Annotated in this window: 26 protein-coding genes; 15 read left to right on the top strand and 11 right to left on the bottom strand. The window is 74.0% G+C overall.

All coding sequences use genetic code 11. From position 1 onward, the window contains the following. Positions 1 to 22 precede the first annotated feature (22 nt). Together ACZ4K2_RS09345 and ACZ4K2_RS09340 are read left to right on the top strand one after the other, a co-directional pair. Positions 23 to 277, top strand: a complete 255-nt coding sequence (locus tag ACZ4K2_RS09345) for a MoaD/ThiS family protein (RefSeq protein WP_467471160.1) — start codon at positions 23 to 25, stop codon at positions 275 to 277. Positions 278 to 280: 3 nt separating this feature from the next. Then, positions 281 to 1,564: a hypothetical protein gene (locus ACZ4K2_RS09340; protein WP_467471159.1), complete on the top strand. Its 1,284-nt coding sequence runs from the start codon at positions 281 to 283 to the stop codon at positions 1,562 to 1,564. A 142-nt stretch (positions 1,565 to 1,706) separates the two neighbouring features. On the opposite strand, the gene ACZ4K2_RS09335 is transcribed toward ACZ4K2_RS09340, so the two are convergent. From ACZ4K2_RS09335 to ACZ4K2_RS09320, 4 genes are all read right to left on the bottom strand, one after another. Next, positions 1,707 to 1,994, bottom strand: coding sequence for a DUF1416 domain-containing protein (locus ACZ4K2_RS09335; protein ID WP_467471157.1), 288 nt, complete (start codon positions 1,992 to 1,994; stop codon positions 1,707 to 1,709). A 45-nt stretch (positions 1,995 to 2,039) separates the two neighbouring features. Further along, positions 2,040 to 2,885: a sulfurtransferase gene (locus ACZ4K2_RS09330; RefSeq protein ID WP_467471155.1), complete on the bottom strand. Its 846-nt coding sequence runs from the start codon at positions 2,883 to 2,885 to the stop codon at positions 2,040 to 2,042. Positions 2,886 to 3,012: 127 nt separating this feature from the next. Continuing rightward, positions 3,013 to 3,093, bottom strand: a complete 81-nt coding sequence (locus ACZ4K2_RS09325; RefSeq protein WP_350751515.1) for an Ms5788A family Cys-rich leader peptide — start codon at positions 3,091 to 3,093, stop codon at positions 3,013 to 3,015. A gap of 203 nt (positions 3,094 to 3,296) precedes the next feature. Then, complete coding sequence (locus tag ACZ4K2_RS09320) at positions 3,297 to 4,034, bottom strand: LmeA family phospholipid-binding protein (protein WP_467471154.1); 738 nt, start codon at positions 4,032 to 4,034, stop codon at positions 3,297 to 3,299. 139 nt (positions 4,035 to 4,173) lie between these two features. Here ACZ4K2_RS09320 and ACZ4K2_RS09315 point away from each other — a divergent pair, with 139 nt between their 5' ends. Next, positions 4,174 to 4,437 (top strand): DUF3099 domain-containing protein, encoded by a 264-nt coding sequence (locus tag ACZ4K2_RS09315; protein WP_467471152.1) that lies wholly within the window; start codon positions 4,174 to 4,176, stop codon positions 4,435 to 4,437. Positions 4,438 to 4,595: 158 nt separating this feature from the next. Further along, positions 4,596 to 5,360 (top strand): glucose 1-dehydrogenase, encoded by a 765-nt coding sequence (locus ACZ4K2_RS09310; protein WP_467471150.1) that lies wholly within the window; start codon positions 4,596 to 4,598, stop codon positions 5,358 to 5,360. A gap of 13 nt (positions 5,361 to 5,373) precedes the next feature. Here ACZ4K2_RS09310 and ACZ4K2_RS09305 read toward each other — a convergent pair whose 3' ends face one another. Continuing rightward, on the bottom strand, positions 5,374 to 5,736 hold the full coding sequence (locus tag ACZ4K2_RS09305) for a DsrE family protein (protein WP_467471148.1): 363 nt from the start codon (positions 5,734 to 5,736) through the stop codon (positions 5,374 to 5,376). A 236-nt stretch (positions 5,737 to 5,972) separates the two neighbouring features. Between ACZ4K2_RS09305 and ACZ4K2_RS09300 the strand changes: the two genes are divergently transcribed. From ACZ4K2_RS09300 to ygfZ, 3 genes are read left to right on the top strand one after another with little or no spacing between them, the layout of a single operon-like run. Then, positions 5,973 to 6,548 (top strand): heme-binding beta-barrel domain-containing protein, encoded by a 576-nt coding sequence (locus ACZ4K2_RS09300; protein WP_467471146.1) that lies wholly within the window; start codon positions 5,973 to 5,975, stop codon positions 6,546 to 6,548. 16 nt (positions 6,549 to 6,564) lie between these two features. Continuing rightward, entirely contained in the window at positions 6,565 to 7,002 is a 438-nt protein-coding gene (locus tag ACZ4K2_RS09295; protein WP_467471144.1) for a Fur family transcriptional regulator, read from the top strand. 9 nt (positions 7,003 to 7,011) lie between these two features. Next, positions 7,012 to 7,977, top strand: coding sequence for a CAF17-like 4Fe-4S cluster assembly/insertion protein YgfZ (gene ygfZ / locus ACZ4K2_RS09290; protein ID WP_467471142.1), 966 nt, complete (start codon positions 7,012 to 7,014; stop codon positions 7,975 to 7,977). A gap of 3 nt (positions 7,978 to 7,980) precedes the next feature. Here the strand turns inward: ygfZ and dtd are convergent, their stop codons facing one another. After that, on the bottom strand, positions 7,981 to 8,406 hold the full coding sequence (dtd, locus tag ACZ4K2_RS09285; protein WP_467471140.1) for a D-aminoacyl-tRNA deacylase: 426 nt from the start codon (positions 8,404 to 8,406) through the stop codon (positions 7,981 to 7,983). A 159-nt stretch (positions 8,407 to 8,565) separates the two neighbouring features. On the opposite strand from dtd, the gene ACZ4K2_RS09280 reads away from it, so the two are divergent. Genes ACZ4K2_RS09280 through ACZ4K2_RS09270 form a run of 3 tightly spaced genes read left to right on the top strand, consistent with a single transcriptional unit; the run spans position 8,566 to position 11,893 of the window. Then, complete coding sequence (locus tag ACZ4K2_RS09280; RefSeq protein ID WP_467471138.1) at positions 8,566 to 9,159, top strand: RsiG family protein; 594 nt, start codon at positions 8,566 to 8,568, stop codon at positions 9,157 to 9,159. A gap of 56 nt (positions 9,160 to 9,215) precedes the next feature. Further along, entirely contained in the window at positions 9,216 to 9,812 is a 597-nt protein-coding gene (locus tag ACZ4K2_RS09275; RefSeq protein ID WP_467471136.1) for a TetR family transcriptional regulator, read from the top strand. A gap of 50 nt (positions 9,813 to 9,862) precedes the next feature. Next, positions 9,863 to 11,893, top strand: coding sequence for a HelD family protein (locus ACZ4K2_RS09270; RefSeq protein WP_467471134.1), 2,031 nt, complete (start codon positions 9,863 to 9,865; stop codon positions 11,891 to 11,893). Between the two features lie 473 nt (positions 11,894 to 12,366). Here the strand turns inward: ACZ4K2_RS09270 and ACZ4K2_RS09265 are convergent, their stop codons facing one another. Further along, positions 12,367 to 14,757, bottom strand: coding sequence for an ATP-binding cassette domain-containing protein (locus ACZ4K2_RS09265; protein WP_467471133.1), 2,391 nt, complete (start codon positions 14,755 to 14,757; stop codon positions 12,367 to 12,369). 145 nt (positions 14,758 to 14,902) lie between these two features. Between ACZ4K2_RS09265 and ACZ4K2_RS09260 the strand changes: the two genes are divergently transcribed. The 3 genes from ACZ4K2_RS09260 (at position 14,903) to ACZ4K2_RS09250 (ending at position 16,526) form a co-directional block, all read left to right on the top strand. Then, entirely contained in the window at positions 14,903 to 15,382 is a 480-nt protein-coding gene (locus ACZ4K2_RS09260) for a helix-turn-helix domain-containing protein (protein ID WP_467471131.1), read from the top strand. 82 nt (positions 15,383 to 15,464) lie between these two features. After that, complete coding sequence (locus ACZ4K2_RS09255) at positions 15,465 to 16,076, top strand: hypothetical protein (RefSeq protein WP_467471129.1); 612 nt, start codon at positions 15,465 to 15,467, stop codon at positions 16,074 to 16,076. Positions 16,077 to 16,181: 105 nt separating this feature from the next. Continuing rightward, positions 16,182 to 16,526: a DUF2516 family protein gene (locus tag ACZ4K2_RS09250; RefSeq protein ID WP_467471127.1), complete on the top strand. Its 345-nt coding sequence runs from the start codon at positions 16,182 to 16,184 to the stop codon at positions 16,524 to 16,526. Between the two features lie 229 nt (positions 16,527 to 16,755). On the opposite strand, the gene ACZ4K2_RS09245 is transcribed toward ACZ4K2_RS09250, so the two are convergent. The 3 genes from ACZ4K2_RS09245 to ACZ4K2_RS09235 form a co-directional block, all read right to left on the bottom strand. Further along, positions 16,756 to 18,057 (bottom strand): PP2C family protein-serine/threonine phosphatase, encoded by a 1,302-nt coding sequence (locus tag ACZ4K2_RS09245; protein WP_467471125.1) that lies wholly within the window; start codon positions 18,055 to 18,057, stop codon positions 16,756 to 16,758. 317 nt (positions 18,058 to 18,374) lie between these two features. Next, positions 18,375 to 19,475: a C40 family peptidase gene (locus tag ACZ4K2_RS09240; protein ID WP_467471123.1), complete on the bottom strand. Its 1,101-nt coding sequence runs from the start codon at positions 19,473 to 19,475 to the stop codon at positions 18,375 to 18,377. A gap of 186 nt (positions 19,476 to 19,661) precedes the next feature. Continuing rightward, complete coding sequence (locus ACZ4K2_RS09235) at positions 19,662 to 20,447, bottom strand: class I SAM-dependent methyltransferase (RefSeq protein WP_467471122.1); 786 nt, start codon at positions 20,445 to 20,447, stop codon at positions 19,662 to 19,664. Positions 20,448 to 20,714: 267 nt separating this feature from the next. On the opposite strand from ACZ4K2_RS09235, the gene mshA reads away from it, so the two are divergent. Then, entirely contained in the window at positions 20,715 to 22,085 is a 1,371-nt protein-coding gene (gene mshA, locus ACZ4K2_RS09230; protein ID WP_467471120.1) for a D-inositol-3-phosphate glycosyltransferase, read from the top strand. Further along, a complete protein-coding gene (locus ACZ4K2_RS09225) occupies positions 22,078 to 22,578 on the top strand; it encodes a type III secretion system chaperone family protein (protein ID WP_467471118.1) in 501 nt (166 codons plus the stop codon). Before mshA ends, ACZ4K2_RS09225 begins: the two co-directional genes overlap by 8 nt. 72 nt (positions 22,579 to 22,650) lie before the next feature. Here the strand turns inward: ACZ4K2_RS09225 and ACZ4K2_RS09220 are convergent, their stop codons facing one another. Beyond that, positions 22,651 to 23,268, bottom strand: a complete 618-nt coding sequence (locus ACZ4K2_RS09220) for a hypothetical protein (protein ID WP_467471116.1) — start codon at positions 23,266 to 23,268, stop codon at positions 22,651 to 22,653. Between the last annotated feature and the right edge of the window lies 1 nt (position 23,269).

The raw sequence follows: 23,269 nt of genomic DNA, 5'->3' as shown, positions 1-23,269 counted from the left end.
CTGCCGTCGATTGAGGATCGAGATGCCCAAGGTCACGGTGCGCTACTGGGCCGCCGCCAAGGCCGCGGCCCAGGTCGCCGAGGAGCCGTACGAGGCGGACACGCTGGCCGGCGCGCTGGCCGCCGTGCGGGAGCGACACCCCGGTGAACTCACACGGGTGCTCCTGCGCTGCTCGTTCCTCGTCGACGGTGATCCCGTCGGGACCCGCGCGCATGAGACGGTACGGCTGGCCGAGGGCGGCACGGTCGAGGTGCTCCCGCCGTTCGCAGGAGGGTGAGCGATGACCGATCAGCCGTACCAGGGCGGCCCGTACCAGGGCTACGACCCCCACCAGCAGCAGCACTGGTCCGGGCAGGAGCAGTACGGGGAGCAGCCCGGCCATGATCCGGAGCTGACCCAGCAGTGGCAGGGCCAGACCTGGGAGACGCAGACGCACGCGCCGGTGCCGGCCGCCGAGACGGCGTACCTGCCGCGGCAGGAGCAGCAGCCGTACCAGCAGCCCTCGTACGACCAGGCGCAGTACCAGCAGCAGTACCAGCAACCGCAGCAGGCCCCGCAGCCGCAGCCGTACCAGCAGCCGTACCAGCAGCCGCAGCAGGCCGCGCAGCAGTACGGGCAGGAGCCGTACGCCCCGCAGCCGTACGCGCAGGAGCCCTACGCCCCCGCCGCGGCACCCGCCCCGGCGCACGCCGCTCCGGCACCGGCCGCGCCCGCACCGGCCGCCGCCGCGCCGACGCCGGCGTCCGAACCGGCCGCGGAACCCGACGGGCCCGCCTACGGCCCCGCCACGCTGGCCGGCAACGCGCGGATCACCGACGCGCAGCGCGCGCGCCTGGAGGGCCGCTCCCCGATCATCGAGCCCGGCATGCAGCCGGCCGCGCTCACCGCGCTGCTGGCCCTGCTGCTGGCCGGCGCGGCGCCGGTCGCGTCGTACGCCCTCGTGGTGCCGCTGGTGGCGCTCCAGGCGGTCACGGCCGCGGGCTGGTTCCGGCTGAACGGCATGTGGCCCGCCCGGCAGGGCATCGCGCTGGCCTTCGCGGGCGCGCTGACGGCCGACGTGGCGGTCCTGGCCGCCGGGCGCGACCACGCCCTGGTGTCCATCCTCGGCTCGCTCGGCCTCTGGGTCCTGCTGTCCCTCGTGCTCCAGCTCCGCTCGCACGCCTCGCCGGACGAGCGGATGTACGGCCTGATGGCGACGGTCGCCTCGGCGGCGCTCGCGGTGCTCGCGACGGGCTACCTGGCCGCCGACGCGCACGCGGTGTCCGTCGGCGCGGCGGCGGTGGCGGTGGCGGTCGTCGCCCGGGCCCTGCCGCTGCCCGCCCCGGCCTCGGTCGTGGCGGCCCTGCTGGCCGCGGCCGGTGCGGGGATCGCCGTGGGCGGCCTGACCGGCTACGGCGCGAAGGGCGCCGCCCTGGGCGTGGCGGCCGGAATCTGCGCGCTGGTCGGCCACCGGGTCGCGAGCTACGACTACCCCTCCCGCTTCGTCCACTTCACCGCGGGCGTGGCCCTGCCCCTGTCGGCGGCGGCCCCCGCGGTGTGGGCCCTGGGCCGGGCGCTCGGCTAGTACGGACCCGGCCCGGCTGCTGCCGGGCCGGGGGCCGTCCGGGCCGGGGCCGTCCGGACATGCCGAAGGGCCGTGTCCCCCACCGGCGTCCAACCCCGGGGGATACGGCCCTTCAGTGCGTCACCGAGCCCTCAGGGCCCGCTCAGACCGCGATCGCGACCTCGGCCAGCCCGCCCTGCTGGGCGACGACCGTGCGGTCGGCCGTGCCGCCGGGGACCAGTGCCCGGACGGTCCACGTGCCCTCGGCCGCGTAGAAGAGGAACTGGCCGGTCGCGGAGGTGGGGACCTCCGCCGTGAACTCGCCGGTCGAGTCGAGGAGCCGGACGTAGCCCGTCACCGGCTCGCCGTCGCGGGTCACCTGGCCCTGGATCGTGGTCTCACCGGGCTTGATCGCCGAGGCGTCCGGGCCACCGGCCTTCGCTCCGCACATGCTGTCTCTCCATAGGGGTCTGACCGGAAGGCCGGTCGGGATGGGTTACTTGCCGGCGCCGAGCTCGATCGGCACGCCGACGAGAGAGCCGTACTCGGTCCAGGAGCCGTCGTAGTTCTTGACGTTCTCCACGCCGAGCAGCTCGTGCAGCACGAACCAGGTCAGGGCCGAGCGCTCACCGATGCGGCAGTAGGCGATCGTGTCCTTGGCCAGGTCGACGTCCTCGGCGGCGTAGAGGGCCGTCAGCTCCTCGTCCGACTTGAACGTGCCGTCGTCGTTGGCGTTCTTCGACCACGGGATGTTGCGGGCGGACGGGACGTGGCCCGGGCGCTGCGACTGCTCCTGCGGCAGGTGGGCCGGGGCGAGCAGCTTGCCGGAGAACTCGTCGGGCGAGCGCACGTCGACCAGGTTCTGCGCGCCGATCGCGGCGACGACGTCGTCGCGGAAGGCGCGGATGGAGGTGTCCTGCGCCTTGGCCTTGTACTCGGTCGTGGCGCGCTCGGGCACCTCGCCGCCGTCGACCAGCTCGCGGGCGTCCAGCTCCCACTTCTTGCGGCCGCCGTCGAGGAGCTTGACGTTCTCGTGGCCGTACAGCTTGAAGTACCAGTAGGCGTACGACGCGAACCAGTTGTTGTTGCCGCCGTAGAGGATCACCAGCGTGTCGTTGGCGATGCCCTTCTTCGACAGGAGCTTCTCGAAGCCCTCCTGGTCGATGAAGTCACGGCGGACCGGGTCCTGGAGGTCCTTGGTCCAGTCGATGCGGATCGCGTTCTTGATGTGGTTCTTCTCGTAGGCGGACGTGTCCTCGTCCACCTCGACGATCGCGATGGTCGGGTCGTCCAGGTGCTCCTGGAGCCAGTCGGCGTCGACCAGGACGTCGCTGCGGCTCATGCTCTTTCTCCTCCGGGGCAGTCGCGGTGGGATGTGCGAGTCGAAAGGGGCGCGCTCGACGCGCGAGCGGCGCACGGGTGCCCTCACAGCAGGGCGGGAGTGAGACGCGGGAGCCGGGGGCTTCCGCTCAGAAGGGGCGACAGAGCATGGCGGCAACGCGGCACAGGTCCACTGCCCGCCGCTTCGTGAGATCCGCCTGTCGCTTCATGGGCTCGATCGTAGGGACGTACGGGCACACATGTCACCGGCGTGTCACATGGCGAGACGCGATCGTCCGAATGGTGGTACGTGAAAGACGCGCGGGCCGCGTGCGCCGGGGTTCCGGAGGTCCCGCCGCGGTCGTGCGACTGCCCGGCGGACGGGCCGTCTCGCCAGTCGGACGCACCTCGTCCGCGCCGGCGCTCCCGGCGCCTACCCGGCCAGCTTGACGCCGGAACCCTTCACGCTGATCTCCACGCCGTCCGCCGCGGCCTCGACCTTGTCCAGCTTGATGCCGCCGGGCAGCCGGTCGATGGCCTGCTGGAAGTCGGTGATCGTACGGATGCGGTCCTCGGCGATCGGGGCGCCGCCCAGCTTCGGCAGCGAGTCCGCGTGGACCTCGACCTTGTCGTTCACCACGCTCACCGAACTGAGCACGGACACCGTCTGCTTGAGCCCCAGGGACGCCACCTGCCCCTCCACGGCGACCTTGATCTTCCCGTTGCCGCCGTCGGAGAGGCCGACGACCTTGGCCGTGATCCCGGGGGCGACCTCGGTCGGCTCGGCGTCGGCGGTCCTCAGCAGCTCGGCGTAGGAGACCGTCGCGGTGCCGGTGGCGGTGGCCGCGGTGGCGGAGCTGTAGTCGCCGGAGAACTCGACGCCCCTCATGTGGGCCTTCAGGTCGTCGATGCGGATCGTCTGGCCCGCCTTGCCGGTGGCCGCCTCGTAGCTCTTGATGCCGACCTCGACGTCGTCCAGGGAGCCGCCGGCGACCTGGGTGAGGAAGGGGAAGCCCTTGATGTCCACGTCCGGGGTGGCGGCCAGGTTCTCGGTCGCCTTCAGCTTGTCCGCGGCCTCGCCCTCGGCGAAGTGCACGGCGACCCGGTCGACGACCACGAACAGCGCGCCCAGGATCACGACGACGATCAGCAGTATGCGCAGGGCTCGCATGCGGTGGTTCCCCCGTTGGGTGACGGTGTGCGGAAGACGGTGAAGGCGGTGCGGATACGCCACGGTAACCCCGGCGCGGCCGGCGGTGCCCCGATTGTGGATCAGTTGTGACAGGGGCCGTGCGGCCTACCCTGTATTCATGTACGCGCGGCGGCGGCGCCTCTACTTCGCCATGATGGGGACCTGTGTCGGCCTCTTCGTCCTGGCCTGGGCGGTCGTGCGCATCTGGTCCGTCCCGGCCGCCGTGGGCCTGTGCGTCGTGGCCATGGTCATCCCGCCGGTCGCCGCGATGGTCGCCAACCGGCGCGGCCCGGACGACCACTGGTGGGACGACCCCTCCGGCGATCCCGAGTCGGACGAGTGGTGGGACGAGCTGGACGGCAAGAAGCGTCCCCCGCGATAGCCGTCGCCCCGTCCCCGTCCCCGTCCCCTTCCCTCTTCCTCGGCGCGCCCCTGTTCCGCGGTGTGCGGGCCCGTTTTCTGGCGCATCCTGACGTCATGGCAAAGCGTGCCACTTCGGCGTAACGTGAAGCCGTAGGTACTCGACGGCGAAGGAACACCATGAACGACCTGACCGGCAGGAACGTGATCATCACCGGCGGCGCCCGGGGCATCGGGGCGGAGGTGGCGCGGGCGGCGGTCGGCGCCGGCGCCCGTGTGGTGATCACGGACGTACTGGACGCGGAGGGCGAGGCCACCGCCCGGGACCTCGGCCCCGGCGCCCGCTTCCTGCACCACGACGTGACCTCGGAGGAGGACTGGCAGCGGGTCGCCGACTTCACGGTCACGGAGTTCGGCTCGGTGCACGGCCTGGTGAACAACGCCGGCATCTCCACCGGGCAGTACCTGGAGGCGGAGTCCGTGGAGCACTTCAGGAAGGTGCTCGACATCAACCTCACGGGCGTCTTCATCGGCATGAAGACCGTGATCCCCGCGCTCAGGGCCAACGGCGGCGGGTCGATCGTCAACATCTCCTCGGCCGCCGGCCTGATGGGCCTCGCGCTCACCGCCGGGTACGGCGCCTCCAAGTGGGGCGTGCGCGGGCTCACCAAGATCGGGGCGGTGGAGCTGGGGACGTCCCGGATCCGGGTGAACTCCGTCCACCCGGGGATGACCTACACCCCGATGACGGCGGCCGTGGGCATCGAGAAGGGCGAGGGCAACTACCCGAACACGCCGATGGGGCGCGTCGGCGAGGCCGAGGAGATCGCCGGCGCGGTCGTCTTCCTGCTCTCGGACGCCGCCTCGTACGTCAGCGGCGCCGAACTGGCCGTGGACTGCGGCTGGACCACCGGCCCCACGGTGAAGTACGTCATGGGCGGCTGACGGCCCGGCCGGATCAGTAGACGAGCGCCTGCGTCCCGTCGCCCAGCGCCTCCTGGACGAAGACCTGCGCGCCGGCGATCCGCACGCCCTCGACGACGTCCGCCTCGGTGATCTCCCGGCGGGCGGCGCACTGCGTGCACAGCGTGATGCGCCCGGCGGCCAGGATCGATTCGACCAGGTCCGGCAGCGGGGCGGCGTGCGGCAGCTCGAACTCCGCGGCCCGCCCCGGCAGCGCGAACCAGGACGACTCCCCGGTCAGCCACAGCGAGACCTCGACACCGCTGGCCACGGCCACCGCGGCCACCGTGAACGCCTGCGAGCACCGCTCGGGGGCGTCCGCCCCGGCCGTCACCTTGATCACGAGCTTCTTCGCCATGCGGGCAGCGTAGCCCCCGCGGGCACCGCCCCTCGCAAAGAAGGCCCGGCCCCGGCCGCGTAAGCTGGGCTGCGGCTCTGTCGTATGCCCACCCCCGCTCAAGGAGCACCCGTGGAGATCTTCTTCGAAACCCTGCTGGTCCTGGTCTGCGTCGGCGTGCTCGCCTTCGCCGGTCTGACCGTGAAGAAGCTGTACCAGGGCCAGCGCTGACCCCTCATCCAGGAAAGCTTCCGCTCATGATCGAGATCCCGTCCGACCTGCACAAGGACCTCGTCCCCCTCGCCTTCCTGCTCGGCAACTGGGCCGGCGCGGGCGTGCACGACTTCCCCGGCTCGGAGAAGTGCAACTTCGGCCAGGAAGTCAGCTTCAGCCACGACGGCCGGGACTTCCTGGAGTACCACTCCCGCACCTGGGTGCTGGACCAGGACGGCAACAAGGTCCGCCCGCTGGAGTCGGAGTCCGGCTTCTGGCGGATCGGCGCCGACCGCAAGGTGGAGATCACGATGACCCGCGACGACGGCGTCATCGAGATCTGGTACGGCGAGATGGCCGACAAGAAGCCGCAGATCGACCTGGTGACGGACGCCGTCGCCCGGATCCCCGGCGCCCGGCCCTACAGCGGCGGCAAGCGGCTGTACGGCTACGTCAAGAGCGACCTGATGTGGGTCGGCGAGAAGCAGACACCCGAGGTCCCGCTGCGCCCCTACATGTCGGCCCAGCTCAAGAAGGTCGTCACCGCCGAGGACGTCGAGCGCTGGGCCAAGGCCCTGCCGGACGACATGCCGGACGACGGCATCGCGTTCTTCAAGTAGTCCTAGACTCGTCGGTGTGGTGAGCACCGACTGGAAGAGCGACCTCAGGCAGCGCGGTTACCGGCTGACGCCGCAGCGGCAGCTTGTCCTCGAAGCCGTCGACACCCTGGAACACGCGACCCCCGACGACATCCTCGTGGAAGTGAGGAAGACGGCGTCGGGGGTCAACATCTCCACCGTCTACCGGACGCTGGAGCTGCTGGAGGAACTGGGCCTGGTCAGCCATGCCCACCTCGGCCACGGGGCGCCCACCTACCACCTCGCCGACCGCCACCACCACCTGCACCTGGTCTGCCGGGACTGCCAGGACGTCATCGAGGCGGACGTGGAGGTGGCGGCCGAGTTCACCGCCAAGCTGCGCGCGCAGTTCGGCTTCGACACCGACCTGAAGCACTTCGCGATCTTCGGCCGGTGTCAGGGCTGTTCCCCGGAGGGCCCGGGGACCACGTCGTAGGCTTGCCGTATGAAGAGCCCCCTGCTGTCCCTGCCCGGCGCCGTTCCCGCCGAAGGCGTGGACGAAGGAGTCGCCGCCCATTACGGCGACCTGTTCCGCGAGCAGCGCGCACTCGCCGACGGCGCCGGCTTCGTCGACCTCTCGCACCGCGGTGTCGTCACCGTGACCGGCGAGGACCGGCTGAGCTGGCTGCACCTGCTGCTCACCCAGCACGTCAGCGACCTGCCCGCCGGAGAGGCCACCGAGGCCCTGATCCTCTCCGCGCACGGGCACATCGAGCACGCGCTGTACCTGGTGGACGACGGTACGACCGTCTGGGCCCACGTGGAGCCCGGCACCCAGGACGCCCTGATCGCGTACCTGGAGTCGATGAAGTTCTTCTACCGGGTGGAGGTCGCCGACCGGACCGCCGACCGCGCGGTCGTCCACCTGCCCGCCGGGTCCATCGCCGAGGTGCCCGAGGACGCCGTCGTACGCGAGACGCCGTACGGCCGCGACCTCTTCCTGCCCCGCGAGCGGCTGGAGGAGTTCGCCGCGGCCCACGGTCCCGCGGCCGGCCTCCTCGCCCACGAGGCGCTGCGCGTGGAGCAGCACCGGCCCCGGCTCGGCTTCGAGACCGACCACCGGACCATCCCGCACGAACTGGGCTGGATCGGCACGGCCGTGCACCTCCAGAAGGGCTGCTACCGGGGTCAGGAGACGGTGGCCCGGGTGCAGAACCTCGGCAAGCCGCCGCGCCGGCTGGTCTTCCTGCACCTCGACGGCAGCGAGGTCCACCTGCCGGCGGCGGGCACGGAGATCCGGATCGCGGACGAGGGCCCGGACGGCCGCAGGATCGGCTTCGTCACCACGTCGGCGCGCCACCACGAGCTGGGCCCGGTCGCGCTGGCACTGGTCAAGCGGAACGTGCCGGTCGACGCCCGGCTGCTGGCCGGGGAGACGGCCGCCGCCCAGGAGGTCGTGGTCGAACCGTGACCCCTAGACCTCCAGCAGCACCGTGAAGGGGCCGTCGTTGGTGAGGGACACCCTCATCTGGGCGCCGAACCGGCCCGTCGCCACCGTCGCGCCCAGCGCCCGCAGCCGGGCGACCACCTCGTCGACCAGGGGCTCGGCGACGTCCCCCGGGGCCGCCGCGTTCCAGGTCGGGCGGCGGCCCTTGCGGGCGTCGCCGTAAAGGGTGAACTGGCTGATCACCAGCAGCGGGGCCGCGGTGTCGCTGCACGACCGCTCGTCGTGCAGCATGCGCAGCGTCCACAGCTTGCGGGCCAGCCGGTCCGCCTTCTCCTTGGTGTCCTCATGGGTCACCCCGACGAGGACGCACAGCCCCTCGCCCTCGATCGCGCCCACCGTCTCGCCGTCCACGACGACGCTCGCGCCGTCCACCCTCTGCACCACCGCACGCATGCGGACCATGATGCCCGGTGCCCTCCGCCCGGCCGCCGGGGGACCAGTATGGATCCGTTCCGGCCCATCTAGGGCCGTTCGGGGGGACTCGGTCACATTGCGGTCGGTTGGGGTGGCACCATGCTTCCACACGCCGGGCGAGGGGACGGTCAGAAGCAGATGAGCACACCGAGTACCAGCGGGCTCCAGGCGCAGGGGACGCACCGGCCGCCCGCGCAGCGCGCCGACGGCACCGCGGCACTGCCCGCCGACCCCCCCGAGCCCGGCCTGGCCCGGCTGAGCCTGCCCGAGCTGCGCACCCTGCGCCGCGACGCCCAGCGCGACGAGGCGGACCTCAGCTACGTGCGGCGGCTGCTCCAGGGCCGGATCGACATCCTGCGGGCGGAACTGGGTCACCGGGGCCGCGCCTCCGTGCCGGCCCCGGCGGACGGCTCCGTGGTCGACCGGCTCCCGGAGATCCTCCAGGACGCCCCGGCCAGACAGCGCCAGTCGGCCCGGCACGTCACGCTCGGCACCCCGCACAGCGAGGAGTACCGGAGGCTGGCCGCCGAGATGCTCGCCGAGGTCGAACTCTCCGACCTGACGGCCCGCACGGACCTCGAACTGAACACCGCCATGGGCCGGTTGGTGTGCTACGAACACGAGGTCTCCCGCCGCCGGCACCACCTGCAGCGCACGACGGACGACTGCAGCGCGGAAATCACCCGCCGCTACCGCGAGGGCGAGGCCCAGGTGGACGATCTGCTGGGGTGAGCGGTGCGGGACGCGGCCGGACGCGTCCCCCGGTCCCGGCTGCGTAGGCTCCAGGCATGGGTGAGATGGGGCTGCGTGAGCGCAAGAAGCTGCGGATGTACCAGGACGTGTCGGACATCGCCGTGCGGCTGTTCCTGGAGCGGGGCTTCGACGCGGTGTCCGTGGCGGAGGTCGCCGCCGCGGCCGGGATCTCCAAGCCGACCCTGTTCCGGTACTTCCCGGCCAAGGAGGACCTGGTCCTGCACCGGATCGCGGACCACGAGGGGGAGGCCGCGCGGGTGGCCGCCGGGACGGCCGACCCCGTGGACGCGCTGCGCCGGCACTTCCTCGCCGGGCTGGAGCGGCGGGACCCGGTCACCGGGCTGAACGACCACCCCGAGGTGCTCGCCTTCCACCGGCTGCTCTACGGCACCCCGTCCCTGGTCGCGCGGGCGTACGCCCATCAGGAGCGGTCGGAGGCGGCGCTCGCCGAGGCGCTCGGGGGCGGGCTGGGCGCCCGGCTGGCCGCCGCGCAGATCGTCGCCGTCCAGCGGGTGCTCGCGCAGGACAACTGGCGGCGGATCGCGGCGGGGGAGGCGGTCGGGGCGGTGGCGCCGGACGCCGTGCGCGCGGCCGAGGGGGCGTTCCGGCGGCTGGCAGCGGCGCTGTCGTGAGAGTCGGTTAAAAATGTAACTTGGTAATTCTTTGGCGGTACGCTGGCGCCATGACGTCATCCGACCCCGCCCTCACGGAGGCCCTGCGCACCGAGCGCGCCCACCACGACACCTGCCGGACGGTCCTCGCCGCGATGGTCGAGGGAGCCGCGGAACAGGTCGTCGCCGGCGAGGACGTCTCCGCCTCCGGGGCCGACGCCGAAGTCCTCGGGTACCGGCTGCGCAGCCGGGCCAAGGCCATGCGCGAACTCCCCCCGGGGCCCCTGTTCTTCGGCCGGCTCGACTTCGCGGCCGGCGCCCCCGGGCACGGCGGTCAGCACTACCACGTCGGCCGCCTGCGGATCAGCGAGGACCCCGCCGCCCCGCCCCTCGTGGTGGACTGGCGGGCCCCCGTCTCCCGCGCCTTCTACCAGGCGAGCGCCCGCGACCCCCGGGGCGTGGAGACCCGGCGCCGGTTCGGCTGGGCGCCGGGCAGCCGCGGCGACTCCGCCGACCTCACCGGTCTTGAGGACGAGCACCTCGGCCGGGGCGAGTCGCGCCCCAGCGGCATCGTGGCCCGCGAGATCGAGCGGCCCCGCGTCGGACCCATGCGCGACATCGCCGCCACCATCCAGCCCGAACAGGACGACCTCGTCCGCGCCGCCCTCACCGACTCCGTGTGCGTCCAGGGCGCCCCCGGCACCGGCAAGACCGCCGTCGGCCTGCACCGCGCCGCCTACCTGCTGTACACCCACCCCGGGCGGCTGGTGCGCTCCGGGCTGCTCATCCTCGGCCCCAACCGCACCTTCCTGCGGTACATCGCCGAGGTGCTGCCCTCGCTCGGCGAGACCGGCGTACGCCAGTCCACCCTCCTGGAGGAGATCGCCCGGCACCCGGTCACCGGCACCGACCCCGCGGCCGCGGCCGCCGTCAAACACGACCCGCGCATGGCCGAGGTGCTGCGCCGGGCGCTGTACGCGCGCGTGACCACCGACGGGGTGACCGACCTCGCCGTACCGGACGGCTCCTACCGGTGGCGGGTGCCGGCCGCCGAACTCGCGGCCCTCGTCGCGGAGGTGCGCGCCGAGGAACCGCCGTACGCCGTCGGCCGCGAGCGGGTGCGCACCCGGGTGGTACGGCGGCTGCGCGAGCGGGCCGAACGCCGTTCCGGAGTGCTGCCCGCCGCCTGGGCGCGCCGCGTCGAACGGTCCCGGCCGCTCACCGCGCACCTCGACGCCGTCTGGCCGAAGGCCCGCCCCGAGGAGGTCCTCGCCGAACTCCTCACCGACCCCGCGGTGCTGGACCGGGCCGCCGACGGCCTGCTGGACCCCGGGGAGCGGGCGGCGCTGCTCTGGCCCCGCCCGCCGCGCTCCCACCGGTCGGCCCGCTGGTCGGCCGCCGACCTGGTCCTGCTCGACGAGCTGGCCGGGCTGGTCGAACACCCGCCGGGCCACGGGCACATCGTCGTCGACGAGGCCCAGGACCTCTCCCCGATGGAGTGCCGCGCCATCGCCCGCCGGGCGGTGTTCGGCTCGCTCACCGTCCTCGGCGACCTCGCCCAGGGGACCACCCCGTGGGCCGCCCGGGACTGGTCCGTCCAACTGCGCCACCTCGGCCGGCCGGACGCGGCCGTGGTACCGCTGACCACCGGGTTCCGGGTGCCCGCCGCCGTCGTCGGACTGGCCAACCGGCTGCTCTCCCGCCTCGGCGTCGCGGTGCCCGCCGCCACTTCGCTGCGCACCGACGGGGAGCTGACCTACCGGCCGGCCGAGGACGTGCTCGGCGCCACCGTCACCGCCGTGCGCGAGGCCCTCGCCCGGGAGGGGTCGGTCGGCGTGGTCACGGCCGACGCGGACGCCGGGCGGGTACGGGCGGCGCTCACCGCCGCGGGCCTCGCCCCCGCCGCGCCGGACGTGCTCGGCGCCCGGCTCAACCTCGTCCCCGCGAGCCTGGTCAAGGGCCTGGAGTACGACCACGTCATCGCCGTCGAACCGGCCGCCGTGGCGGAGGCGGAGGAGCGGGGCGCCCACCGCCTGTACGTGGTCCTGACCCGCGCGGTCTCCCGCCTGGACGTGGTCCACGCCCGCCCCCTGCCGTTCTGACCCGGCCCGGTCCCCGACGGCGGGCGCGGGACGGGACCGGAGTACGGGCCGCGGGCACCCCGCCCGGCGCTACGGCGGGTGCCACGGGCGCCGGGGTGCCTGCCGTGGCCGCCTCGGGGGCGGGCTTCCCGGCGCACGCACCGGTTCGCGCTCCGGGTGCGGGCGGGTGCGCGGGGCGTGCGGGCGTGGGGGCGTGGGGTGCCGCGGCCGGGTGGTCCGGCGCGGGCCGCGCCCGGTGCCACCGGGGTGCCGGTGCGGGCGTGCCGTCGCCGTGGGGTGCCTGCCGTGGCCGGCCTCGCAGCCCCCCTTCGGCGGCCCCCGCCTCGACGCAGCCGCAGCCGCAGCCGCAGACGCAGCCGCGCCCGGGACCCCGTGACTCCGGCGGCGCGGCACCGGGCACGGGCGGCGCGGTGCCGGCCCGCCGCGGGCGCACCCGGTCACGTACTCCGCCCGTACGGGTGCCGCGGCGGGCGTCACCCGTTCACGTACTCCGCCAGGTGCTCGCCCGTGATGGTCGCGCGGGTGGCGACCAGGTCGGTGGGGGCCCCCTCGAAGACGACGCGGCCGCCGTCGTGGCCCGCGCCGGGGCCCAGGTCGATGATCCAGTCCGCGTGCGCCATGACCGCCTGGTGGTGCTCGATGACGATCACCGACTTGCCGGCGTCCACCAGCCGGTCGAGCAGGCCGAGCAACTGCTCCACGTCGGCCAGGTGCAGGCCGGTGGTCGGCTCGTCCAGGACGTAGACGCCGCCCTTGTCCGTCATGTGCGTGGCCAGCTTCAGCCGCTGCCGCTCGCCGCCGGAGAGGGTGGTGAGGGGCTGGCCGAGGGTGAGGTAGCCCAGGCCGACGTCGGCCATGTTCCGCAGGATGCGGTGGGCGGCCGGCGTACGGGCCGGGCCGGCGCCGAAGAACTCCTCCGCCTGTGCGACCGGCATCGCCAGCACCTCGCTGATGTCCCGGCCGCCGAGGCGGTACTCCAGCACCGAGGCGTCGAACCGCCTGCCCTCGCAGTCCTCGCAGGTCGTGGCGACCCCGGCCATCATCGCCAGGTCGGTGTAGACGACCCCGGCGCCGTTGCAGGCCGGGCAGGCGCCCTCGGAGTTGGCGCTGAACAGCGCCGGCTTCACGCCGTTGGCCTTGGCGAACGCCTTGCGGACCGGCTCCAGCAGTCCGGTGTACGTCGCCGGGTTGCTGCGCCGCGAACCGCGGATCGGCGCCTGGTCGACCGAGACCACCCCCTCCCCGGCCGGGATCGACCCGTGCACGAGCGAGCTCTTGCCCGAGCCCGCGACGCCGGTGACGACGACCAGCACACCGAGCGGGACGTCCACGTCGACGCCCTTGAGGTTGTGCGTCGTCGCGCCGCGGATCCGCAGCGCCCCGGCCGGCTCGCGCACGGTCTCCTTCAGCGCCGCCCGGTCGTCCAGGTGCCGCCCGGTGAGCGTGCCGCTCGTGCGCAGCCCGGCGACGGTGCCCTCGTAGCAGACGGTGCCGCCCGCCGTGCCGGCGCCGGGCCCCAGGTCCACCACGTGGTCGGCGATCGCGATGACCTCCGGCTTGTGCTCGACGACGAGCACCGTGTTGCCCTTGTCCCGCAGCCGCAGCAGCAGGCCGTTCATCCGCTGGATGTCATGGGGGTGCAGCCCGGTGGTCGGCTCGTCGAAGACGTACGTGACGTCGGTCAGCGAGGAGCCGAGGTGGCGGATCATCTTCGTGCGCTGCGCCTCGCCGCCCGAGAGCGTGCCCGCGGGGCGGTCGAGGGAGAGGTAGCCGAGGCCGATCTCCACGAACGAGTCGAGGGTCTCGCCCAGCGCGGTGAGCAGCGGCGCCACGGACGGCTCGGTCAGTCCGCGCACCCACTCCGCCAGGTCGCTGATCTGCATGGCGCAGGCGTCGGCGATGCCGATGCCGTCGATCTTCGAGGAGCGGGCCGTCTCGCTGAGCCGGGTGCCGGCGCAGTCGGGGCAGGTCGCGAAGGTGACCGCCCGGTCCACGAACTCCCGGATGTGCGGCTGCATCGCCTCCCGGTCCTTGGCGAGCATCGACTTCCGGATCCGCGGGACGAGGCCCTCGTAGGTCATGTTGATGCCCGCGATCTTCATCCGGGTCGGCTCGCGGTACAGGAAGTCGTGCAGTTGCCGCTGGGTGAAGGCGCGGATCGGCTGGTCCGGGTCGTACAGGCCGGACTCGGCGTAGAGGCGGTGGTTCCAGCCGCCGGCCTTGTAGCCGGGGACGGTGAGCGCGCCCTCGCGGAGCGACTTGGAGTCGTCGAAGAGCTGGGTGAGGTCGATGTCGGTGACCGCGCCCCGGCCCTCGCAGCGCGGGCACATGCCGCCGGTGACGCTGAACGAGCGCCGCTCCTTGACCGTCTTGCCGCCGCGCTCCACGGTGACCGCGCCCGCCCCGCTGATCGAGGCGACGTTGAAGGAGAACGCCTTGGCGGAGCCGATGTGCGGGGTGCCGAGCCGGCTGAAGAGGATGCGCAGCATCGCGTTGGCGTCGGTGGCGGTGCCGACCGTGGAGCGCGGGTCGGCGCCCATCCGCTGCTGGTCGACGATGATCGCGGTGGTCAGCCCGTCGAGCACGTCCACGTCGGGCCGCGCCAGCGTGGGCATGAAGCCCTGCACGAACGCGCTGTACGTCTCGTTGATCAGCCGCTGCGATTCCGCGGCGACGGTGTCGAAGACCAGCGAGCTCTTGCCCGATCCGGAGACGCCCGTGAAGACCGCCAGCCGCCGCTTGGGTATCTCGACGCTGATGTCCCTGAGGTTGTTCTCGCGCGCGCCGTGCACGCGGATCAGCCCGTGGCCGTCGGCGGCGTGCGGTGCGTTCGCCGGTGCGTCGGTCCGCGTGGTCATGGTCATCGTCTCTCCGTCCGTGGGGCCGCCGCCACGCTAGCCGCGGGACCCGGCCCGGCGCTTCTCGATTCCTGACCGTTCCCGAGCCGCGCGACACACTCCTGCAAGCGGATGCTTGCAATTGTTAGCGGAGCTGGGGCAAGCTGGAGGCATGGCATCGCTCCACGTCGGCAACCTCGGTGAGTACCTGCGCGAACAGCGGCGCAACGCCCAGCTGTCGCTGCGGCAGCTCGCCGACGCCGCCGGGGTGTCCAATCCGTACCTGAGCCAGATCGAGCGCGGGCTGCGCAAGCCCAGCGCGGAGGTGCTCCAGCAGGTCGCCAAGGCGCTGCGCATCTCCGCCGAGACCCTGTACGTCCGCGCCGGCATCCTCGACGCCGAGCGGGGCCGCGACGAGGTGGAGACGCGCGCCGTCATCCTCGCCGACCCCTCGCTCAACGAGCGGCAGAAGCAGGTGCTGCTCCAGATCTACGAGTCCTTCCGCAAGGAGAACGGATTCGGGACCGGCGCCGCGGACGGGTACGGGGACGGGCCGGTGGACCGGGAGGCGGGCGGCGACGGCCGCACGGCCGCCGGAGGCGATGCCGCAGCAAGCGACACGGACACCGGTCCGCGGCGGTCGGCCGGATAACGCCGGACCAGGGCTCCGGACGCCCGCCGCGGACCACACCAACCCAGTCGAACGCGAATCCGATCCGGGAGGAACCCTCACCATGGCCATCAGCGACGACCTGCGCAAGTCCCTCAGCGACCCGACCCCGCTCTACTTCGCCGCCGGCACCGCCGACCTGGCGTTCCAGCAGGCCAAGAAGGTGCCCGGCCTGGTCGAGCAGTTGCGCGCCGAGGCCCCGGCCCGGATCGAGGCGGTGCGCAACACCGACCCGAAGGCCGTGCAGGAGCGGGCCGCCGCCCGCGCCAAGGACGCGCAGGCGACCTTGCAGACCAAGGTCAACGAGTTCATCGGCGCCCTCGACGTCGACCTGAAGAAGCTCGGCGAGAACGCCCAGGACCTCGCCCTGCGCGGGGTCGGCGTCGCCGCCGAGTACGCCGTCAAGGCCCGCGAGACCTACGAGAAGGTCGCCGAGCACGGCGAGCAGGCCGTGAAGACCTGGCGCGGCGAGGCCGCCGAGGAGATCGAGGACCTGGCGATCGCCGTCGAGGGCAAGCCCGAGCCGGTCCAGGTCGTCGAGGTCAAGGACGACCGGCCGAAGCCCGCCGAGGCGCAGGCCGTGCCCCTCGCGGAGAAGAAGCCCGCGGCGAAGCGGACGCCGGCCGCCCGCAAGACCACCACCCCCACGAAGAAGACCACCCCGCCGGCCGTGTGACCCCTGCCGGACGGACGCGGGCCGGGCACCTTCGGGGTGTCCGGCCCGTTCCATGGGTACGGTGGCGGCGTAGCAGGGATCGGTATTCAACGGGCGGTGGACGGCATGCTGATGTTGGGTTTCGCGGGCTTCATGGGCATCTTGAAGCTCATCCTGATGGCCCTGGCCGCGTTCGGGCTGGTCGACGCCGCGTTCCGGCGCGAGGACGCCTTCCGCGCGGCCGACAAGCAGAACAAGGTCTTCTGGCTGATCATCCTGGGCATCGCGCTCCTGGTCAGCTACCTGTTCTCGGTGATGTTCTTCCTGCCGGTCGCCGGCGCGGTCGCGAGCATCGTCTACATCGTGGACGTACGTCCCGCGCTCGCGCAGGTCGGCGGCGGGCGCGGCGGGGGCCGCCGCGGTGGCAGCAGCAGCGACGGCCCCTACGGGCCGTACAACGGCGGCCGCTAGCGGACCGCCGGGGCGGGGCCGCCGGGCGGTCCCGGGTGCGCCCCGCCACCTTCCGTCTCCCGTCCCCTGCCGCCGAGGCGTCCGACGGGCGCCGTACGGCGTCCCCGCACCCGGCGTGCGCGGGCTCGCCGGCGGCCGCGATGCCCCGGCCGGGCCGGACGTGCTCCGGGTGCGGCCGAGGAGGCCGACCGGGGGCCGGAAGGGACCGGGGGGCGGCGGTGGGGTCCGCTCAGCCGGCCCGGTCCAGCAGCACCACGGCCACGTCGTCCGTCAGCTCGCCCCCGTTGAGGTCCCGGACCTCGCTCACCGCGGCCCGCAGCAGCTCCTCGCCCCGCAGCCCCTCGGAGAGCTGGCGGCGGATCATCTCCACCATGCCGTCCTGGCCGAGCCGCTCCCCGTCCACGCCGACGCGGCCCTCGATCAGGCCGTCGGTGTAGAGCATCAGGCTCCACTCGGCGCCCAGCTCCACCTGCATCCGCGGCCAGCGGGCGCCGGGCAGCAGGCCCAGGGCGGGGCCGTTGTTGTCGTACGGCAGCAGCCGCGCCGCCCGGCCGGGGCGGGCGATCAGCGGCGCCGGGTGACCGGCCAGGCACAGGCCCGCCCGGCGGCCGTCGGGGGCGATGTCGACCGTGCACAGCGTCGCGAAGATCTCCTCGTCGGCGCGCTCGTGCTCCAGCACCTGCTGGAGGGTGTTCAGCAGCTCGTCCCCGCACAGCCCGGCCAGGGTCAGGGCCCGCCAGGCGATGCGCAGCTCCACGCCGAGTGCCGCCTCGTCCGGGCCGTGCCCGCAGACGTCGCCGATCATCGCGTGCACGGTGCCGTCCGGGGTGCGGACGGCGTCGTAGAAGTCGCCGCCGAGCAGCGCCCGGGAGCGGCCCGGGCGGTAGCGGGCGGCGAACCGCAGCGCGGAGCCCTCCAGCAGCGGGGTGGGCAGCAGGCCGCGCTCCAGCCGCCGGTTCTCCTGCGCGCGCAGCCTGCCCTCGGCGAGCCGCCGCTCCGCGGTGTCGGACCGCTTCCGCTCCACGGCGTAGCGGATGGCGCGGCTGAGCAGCCGGCCGTCCAGCTCGTCCCGGAACAGGTAGTCCTGGGCGCCGACGCGCACGGCCTCGGCGCCGCGCTCGGCGTCGCCGGAGGCGGTCAGCGCGAGCACGGCGTGCCGGGGCGCGAGCCGGAGGATGTGCCTGAGCACGGCCAGCTCGTCCCCGGGGTCGCCGCCGCCCGGTGCCGGGAGCGCCAGGTCCAGCAGGATGCAGTGGACGTCGTCGGTGAGCAGCCGCTCGGCCTCGGTGAGGTTGCGGGCGGTGCGGACGCGGATCGGCTTGCCGGCCGGGTCCAGCAGTTCGGGCACGATCGGCGAGCCGGCCGGATCGTCCTCGACCAGCAGCAGGGTGAGAGTGGCGCCGGTGCCGTTCGCGGCCGTGGCGTCGCGGTGGGCCTCTTCCTTGAGGGGGCCGCCTGCTGTGCGGGCGGCCTGCCCCTGACCACTCTCCACGGCCGGGATCGCTCTCTGCCGCGGTACGGGTGCGGGCATCGTCTCGGTTTCCTTCCCTCCCCCCGAGGGCACGGCGGTGTCGAGGGTCTCGACCCGCCGACCGGGACCATAGCGGCTGGGGCCGCCCCGACGGAATGGTGTGAGCCGCGTCGCTCGGACGTCCGCCGCCGCCATATGCCGCGTTGTGCAGCGCAGTTGGACAGAATGATGGGCCGTGGTGAATGACGAAGCTCACGTCCTGCCCGGGTTTGCCCGGGTGTTGGCCGTGCGGTGGGTCACACGGCCGGTGGCGGCGGGCGCGCGGCGGGGACGGCGCGCCCGGTGCCGGGTGCGTGACGGGTGTCGCATGACGTGCCTCACGCGTCCGGCCGTACGACTCCCAGGATGGGCATCGAGCCGGCGCCCGCGATCGTCACCGTGCGTCCGGGGCGGGGCGCGTGGATGATCCGGCCGTCGCCGATGTACAGGCCGATGTGGCTGGCGTCGTCGAAGTAGACGATGAGGTCGCCGGGGCGCATCTCCTCCACGCCGACGTGCTCCAGCCGTCTCCACTGCTCCTGCGAGGTGCGCGGGACGGGGTGGCCGGCCGCCGCCCACGCCTGGGAGGTCAGGCCCGAGCAGTCGAAGGAGTCCGGACCCTCGGCGCCCCAGATGTACGGCTTGCCGAGCTGTTCGGTGGCGTACCGCACGGCCGTGGCGCCCGGTGCGGAGGCCGAGTCGCGGGTGGCCTTGAGGACACCTGTGCCCAGCCAGGCGGTCTGCGCCTTGGCCGCCGCCGCCCGTTCGAGCTCGGCGAGCCGCTCCTTCTCCTTGCGCTCCAGCCGGGACTCCAGCGCCTCGGCGGCCTTGATCTGCCGCTGGATCCGCTTCTTGGCGGCGTCCTTGGCCTTGCGGCCGTCGTCGAGCCGCTCCCACCGGTCGGCGGCGTCGGCCGCGTACCGCCGCAACTCGTGCTGCGTGCGTGCCATGTCGGACATCAGGGAGCCCGCCGCCCGCTGGCCCTCGATCATCCGCCCGGCGCCGTCGAGGAACCGCCCCGGGTCGTCGCTGAGCAGGAACCGGGCGGTGTCGGACAGGCCGCCGGTGCGGTACTGGTCCCGGGCCGTGGCGCCCGCCCGGTTCTTGAGCCGGTCCAGCCGCCGCTGCCCCTGGTCGATCTTCCGGTCCAGCGCCGCGATCTGGGCGGACTGCCGGTCGACCTTCTCCTCGGCCAGGTTGTAGGCGTCGGTGGCCACGGCCGCGTCGTGGTAGAGCCGGTCGAGCCGGTCGCGCACCGCCTCCAGCTCCTTGTCCGGCCGGGGAGCGGGCGCGGACGAGGGGGAGGGCGAGGGCGCCCCGCCGGTCGGTGCCGGGGTGGGGGCCGGCGCCGCGAAGGCCGCGCCCGGCGCGCCGAGGACGGTCACCGCACAGACCACGGTCAGAGCGGCCGTGAGGAGACCGCGCTTGCCCGAACCCATACTTCCCCCCACCTGATTTACCGTCAGTAACTTACGCCGTCCGGGGGATCGTGCCACGGCCGGGCGCAAAGCGACAGAGCGCGTCGGAAATCGGAAGTCCCCCCACCGCTCGCCGGGCGCGGCGGTCTCCCGCCGGTGTGACGGGCGGGACGGACGGCGCGTTCCACCGGGCGCCGGGCCGGGCGGTCAGCGGGCCGGCGCCAACGCCTGCCAGGCCACCGTCACCTCACCCTGCCGCCAGCGGGCCGGAGAGTCCGTCACCGGCCAGTCGGCCGCCAGGTCCCGCACCGCGCGGATCCACCGCTGGCGGGCGCCGTAGGAGACGTAGGGGGCGGCGGCGGCCCAGGCGCGGTCGAAGTCGCGGAGGAAGGCGTGCACCGGCTCGCCCGGCACGTTGCGGTGGATCAGCGCCTTCGGCAGGCGCTCGGCGAGGTCGGAGGGGCGGTCCAGGGAGCCCAGCCGGGTGGCGAAGGTGACCGTGCGGGGACCTTCCGGACCGAGGGCCACCCACACGTGCCGGCGGCCGATCTCGTCGCAGGTGCCCTCCACCAGCAGGCCGCCGCGCGAATGGCCGCCCGCCGGGGCGAGCCGCGCGCACAGCCGCTCCCACACGGCGGCGACATCGGCCTCGTCGTACTGCCGCAGCACGTTGGCGGCCCGGACGAGCGCCGGGCGCCCGGGGACCGGCAGCTCGAAGCCGCCGTGCCGGAAGGTGAGCCCCGCCCGTTCGTAGGACCGTGCCGCCGCGACCCGCTCCGGTTCGATCTCGACGCCGACCACGCGCACCCGCGGGGCCGCGGCGCGCAGCCGGCCGAGCAGTTCGACGGCGGTCCAGGGCGCGGCGCCGTAGCCGAGGTCGACGGCCACCGGATCGGCGGCGCGCCGCAGCTCGGCGCCGTGCACGGCCGCGATCCAGCGGTCCATGCGGCGCAGCCGGTTGGGGTTGGTCGTCCCGCGCGTCACGGTCCCCACGACGGGGCTCCCCCCGGCCGAGCGGGGCCGGGAGCGGGGGAGGGCCGATGCGCGGGCTGTCATGGCTACGAGGGTAGGCGGGCGGCGCGGGCTCCCGGTCCGGGCACCCCCGCACTCGAACGTCCGATCGAGTCCGGGTAATGATTGGGCAAAGGCGCTTGATCGGGAAATGGCTGGGCACCCGCCCGCTGTTGCACCCCCTTGGAGGGCGCGGTGGGTCCCTCACAGGCACGCCCGCAGCAAGCCCGCAGCAAGGAGGACGGCCAGGTGAGCCAGTACGTGAACAGGCTCGGGCGGCGTTCACCGGCGGCCGGCGCACGGCTCTGGCTGTACCGCAGGCCCCGCCGGGTCGCCATGCTCTCCGTGCACACCTCCCCGCTGCACCAGCCCGGCACCGGCGACGCCGGCGGCATGAACGTCTACATCGTGGAGCTGGCCCAGCGGCTGGCCGCGCTCGGCATCGAGGTCGAGATCTTCACCCGGGCCACGGCCGGCGGGCTGGACCCCGCCGTCGAGCTGGCCCCCGGCGTCCTCGTCCGGCACGTCGACGCGGGCCCCTACGAGGGCCTCGCCAAGGAGGACCTCCCGGCCCAGCTCTGCGCCTTCACGCACGGGGTGATGCAGGCGTGGGCCCACCACCGGCCCGGCTACTACGACCTCGTCCACTCCCACTACTGGCTCTCCGGCCACGTCGGCTGGCTCGCCGCCCAGCGCTGGGGAGTCCCCCTGGTGCACGCCATGCACACCATGGCCAAGGTCAAGAACGCCAGCCTGGCCGACGGCGACACCCCCGAGCCCGCCGCCCGGGTCATCGGCGAGACCCAGATCGTGTCCGCCGCCGACCGGCTCATCGCCAACACGGGCGAGGAGGCCGGCGAACTGGTCCGGCACTACGCGGCCGACCCCGCCAAGGTGGCCGTCGTCCACCCCGGGGTGAACCTGGAGCGCTTCCGCCCCCGCCCCGGGGGCGCCCCGGGGGACGCGGCGGCCGACGGCTCCCGCGCCGCCGCCCGCGCCCGCCTCGGCCTCCCGCGGGACGCGCTGATCCCGCTCTTCGCGGGCCGCATACAGCCGCTGAAGGCGCCGGACGTCCTGCTGCGCGCCGTGGCCGTCCTGCTGGAGGAGCGGCCCGAGCTGCGCTCCCGCCTCCTCGTACCGGTCGTCGGCGGCCCCAGCGGCAGCGGGCTCGCCAAGCCGGAGGGCCTGCACAAGCTGGCGGCCCGGCTGGGCATCGCGGACGTCGTGCGGTTCCACCCGCCGGTCGGGCAGGAGCAGCTCGCGGACTGGTTCCGCGCCGCGTCCGTCCTCGTCATGCCGTCGTACAGCGAGTCCTTCGGGCTGGTGGCGATCGAGGCACAGGCGGCCGGGACCCCGGTGCTCGCGGCCGCGGTCGGCGGCCTGCCGGTGGCCGTGCGCGACGGCGAGACCGGATTCCTCGTCCAGGGCCACGACCCGGCCGACTACGCGCGCCTGCTGCGCCGCTTCGCCGACGAGCCGGCCCTCTCGGCGCGGATGGGAGAGGCCGCCGCCCGGCACGCCCGGTCCTTCGGCTGGGACACGGCCGCCGCGGCCACCGCCGACGTCTACACGGCCGCGACCCAGTCCCACCGCCGTCGCGTACGCTCGCACCATGGGTGAGGTCGAGAAGGCGGCACAGGTCCTGGAGAGCGCCCTGCGGGACGCCGAACTGGAGTGGGAGAGCCCCGAGACGGGGACCTACGTGGTCAAGCTCCCGGGCACCCGCAAGCTGTCCACGACGGTCTCCTTCCTCGTCGGCCGGCACTCCCTGTCGCTGAACGCCTTCGTCGTCCGCCACCCCGACGAGAACGAGGCGGGTGTCCACCGCTGGCTGCTGGAGCGCAACCTCAAGCTGTACGGCGTGAGTTACGCGGTGGACCGCCTCGGCGACGTCTACGTCACCGCCCGGCTGCCCCTCGCCTCCGTCACCCCGGAGGAGGTCGACCGCCTCCTCGGCCAGGTCCTGGAGGCGGCCGACGGCGCCTTCAACACGCTGCTGGAGCTGGGCTTCGCCTCCTCGATCCGCAAGGAGTACGCCTGGCGCGTCGCGCGCGGCGAGTCCACGCGCAACCTGGACGCGTTCCGGCACCTGATCGACCGCCCGGCGGACTGACCCGGAGCCGGCCGGGACCCGCGTCGGGCAGCGGACCCCGAGCGGCCGTCCGGCCGGGACCGGGCCGCGGGGTTAGGACGGGTCGGGCCGGGGCGTCGTGTCGTCGCCGCCGCGGTCGAGTTCGTCGGCGAACGCCCGCAGCGCGTCGGCCAGTTCCCCCTTGGTCGGCAACTGGTCGACCTTGCGGTCCAGTTCGGTGATGCGGCGGTTCAGCTCGTCGAGGTCGGTGGTCCCACCGGTTTCGCCGGTCCCGCCCGACGACCCGGAGTCGCCAGGACTCGGCTCGACTCCTCCGTCGACGCCGCCGTCGGCGCCCACGCTGCCACCTCCGTCGGCGCCCACGCTGCCGCCGCTGTCGGCGCCCACGCTGCCGCCGCCGTCGGCCGTGCCGCCCGTGCTGCCGGAGCCCGCGGTGGCGCCGGCGTCCGTGTCCCCGCCGGAGGCGCTCCCGCCGCTCACGCCCCCGGCGGACGAGCCCCCGGTGTCCGTGTCCGGCGGGACGGTGCTCGCGACGCGCCCGTGGCGGGGGCCGTCGCCCGACGGGGCCGCGAGCGCCACGCCGACGCCGAGGGCGGCCAGGGTCGCCGCCCCCGCGACGGCGACCGACAGCCGCCTCAGCGGCAGCGCGCGGCGAGGAGTGGATGAGTCGCGAGGAGTTCCTGGTTCCTGTGCCTTCTGTGTGTCATCCATG

Source organism: Streptomyces sp. NPDC025833 (genome assembly GCF_055558055.1).
This window is presented reverse-complemented; position numbering and strand designations above follow the sequence as displayed.

Bases quoted from the DNA above. Each gene is read 5' to 3' on its own strand.
- ACZ4K2_RS09225 (WP_467471118.1), top strand. From the start codon at position 22,078: ATGGGTGAGGTCGAGAAGGCGGCACAGGTCCTGGAGAGCGCCCTGCGG.
- dtd (WP_467471140.1), bottom strand. From the start codon at position 8,406: ATGCGTGCGGTGGTGCAGAGGGTGGACGGCGCGAGCGTCGTCGTGGAC.
- ACZ4K2_RS09240 (WP_467471123.1), bottom strand. From the start codon at position 19,475: ATGGGTTCGGGCAAGCGCGGTCTCCTCACGGCCGCTCTGACCGTGGTC.
- ygfZ (WP_467471142.1), top strand. From the start codon at position 7,012: ATGAAGAGCCCCCTGCTGTCCCTGCCCGGCGCCGTTCCCGCCGAAGGC.
- ACZ4K2_RS09245 (WP_467471125.1), bottom strand. From the start codon at position 18,057: ATGCCCGCACCCGTACCGCGGCAGAGAGCGATCCCGGCCGTGGAGAGT.
- ACZ4K2_RS09260 (WP_467471131.1), top strand. From the start codon at position 14,903: ATGGCATCGCTCCACGTCGGCAACCTCGGTGAGTACCTGCGCGAACAG.
- ACZ4K2_RS09250 (WP_467471127.1), top strand. From the start codon at position 16,182: ATGCTGATGTTGGGTTTCGCGGGCTTCATGGGCATCTTGAAGCTCATC.
- ACZ4K2_RS09280 (WP_467471138.1), top strand. From the start codon at position 8,566: ATGAGCACACCGAGTACCAGCGGGCTCCAGGCGCAGGGGACGCACCGG.
- ACZ4K2_RS09315 (WP_467471152.1), top strand. From the start codon at position 4,174: ATGTACGCGCGGCGGCGGCGCCTCTACTTCGCCATGATGGGGACCTGT.
- ACZ4K2_RS09320 (WP_467471154.1), bottom strand. From the start codon at position 4,034: ATGCGAGCCCTGCGCATACTGCTGATCGTCGTCGTGATCCTGGGCGCG.
- ACZ4K2_RS09265 (WP_467471133.1), bottom strand. From the start codon at position 14,757: ATGACCATGACCACGCGGACCGACGCACCGGCGAACGCACCGCACGCC.
- ACZ4K2_RS09255 (WP_467471129.1), top strand. From the start codon at position 15,465: ATGGCCATCAGCGACGACCTGCGCAAGTCCCTCAGCGACCCGACCCCG.
- ACZ4K2_RS09325 (WP_350751515.1), bottom strand. From the start codon at position 3,093: ATGAAGCGACAGGCGGATCTCACGAAGCGGCGGGCAGTGGACCTGTGC.
- ACZ4K2_RS09335 (WP_467471157.1), bottom strand. From the start codon at position 1,994: ATGTGCGGAGCGAAGGCCGGTGGCCCGGACGCCTCGGCGATCAAGCCC.
- ACZ4K2_RS09220 (WP_467471116.1), bottom strand. From the start codon at position 23,268: ATGGATGACACACAGAAGGCACAGGAACCAGGAACTCCTCGCGACTCA.
- ACZ4K2_RS09270 (WP_467471134.1), top strand. From the start codon at position 9,863: ATGACGTCATCCGACCCCGCCCTCACGGAGGCCCTGCGCACCGAGCGC.
- ACZ4K2_RS09345 (WP_467471160.1), top strand. From the start codon at position 23: ATGCCCAAGGTCACGGTGCGCTACTGGGCCGCCGCCAAGGCCGCGGCC.
- ACZ4K2_RS09330 (WP_467471155.1), bottom strand. From the start codon at position 2,885: ATGAGCCGCAGCGACGTCCTGGTCGACGCCGACTGGCTCCAGGAGCAC.
- ACZ4K2_RS09275 (WP_467471136.1), top strand. From the start codon at position 9,216: ATGGGTGAGATGGGGCTGCGTGAGCGCAAGAAGCTGCGGATGTACCAG.
- ACZ4K2_RS09340 (WP_467471159.1), top strand. From the start codon at position 281: ATGACCGATCAGCCGTACCAGGGCGGCCCGTACCAGGGCTACGACCCC.
- ACZ4K2_RS09310 (WP_467471150.1), top strand. From the start codon at position 4,596: ATGAACGACCTGACCGGCAGGAACGTGATCATCACCGGCGGCGCCCGG.
- ACZ4K2_RS09305 (WP_467471148.1), bottom strand. From the start codon at position 5,736: ATGGCGAAGAAGCTCGTGATCAAGGTGACGGCCGGGGCGGACGCCCCC.
- ACZ4K2_RS09300 (WP_467471146.1), top strand. From the start codon at position 5,973: ATGATCGAGATCCCGTCCGACCTGCACAAGGACCTCGTCCCCCTCGCC.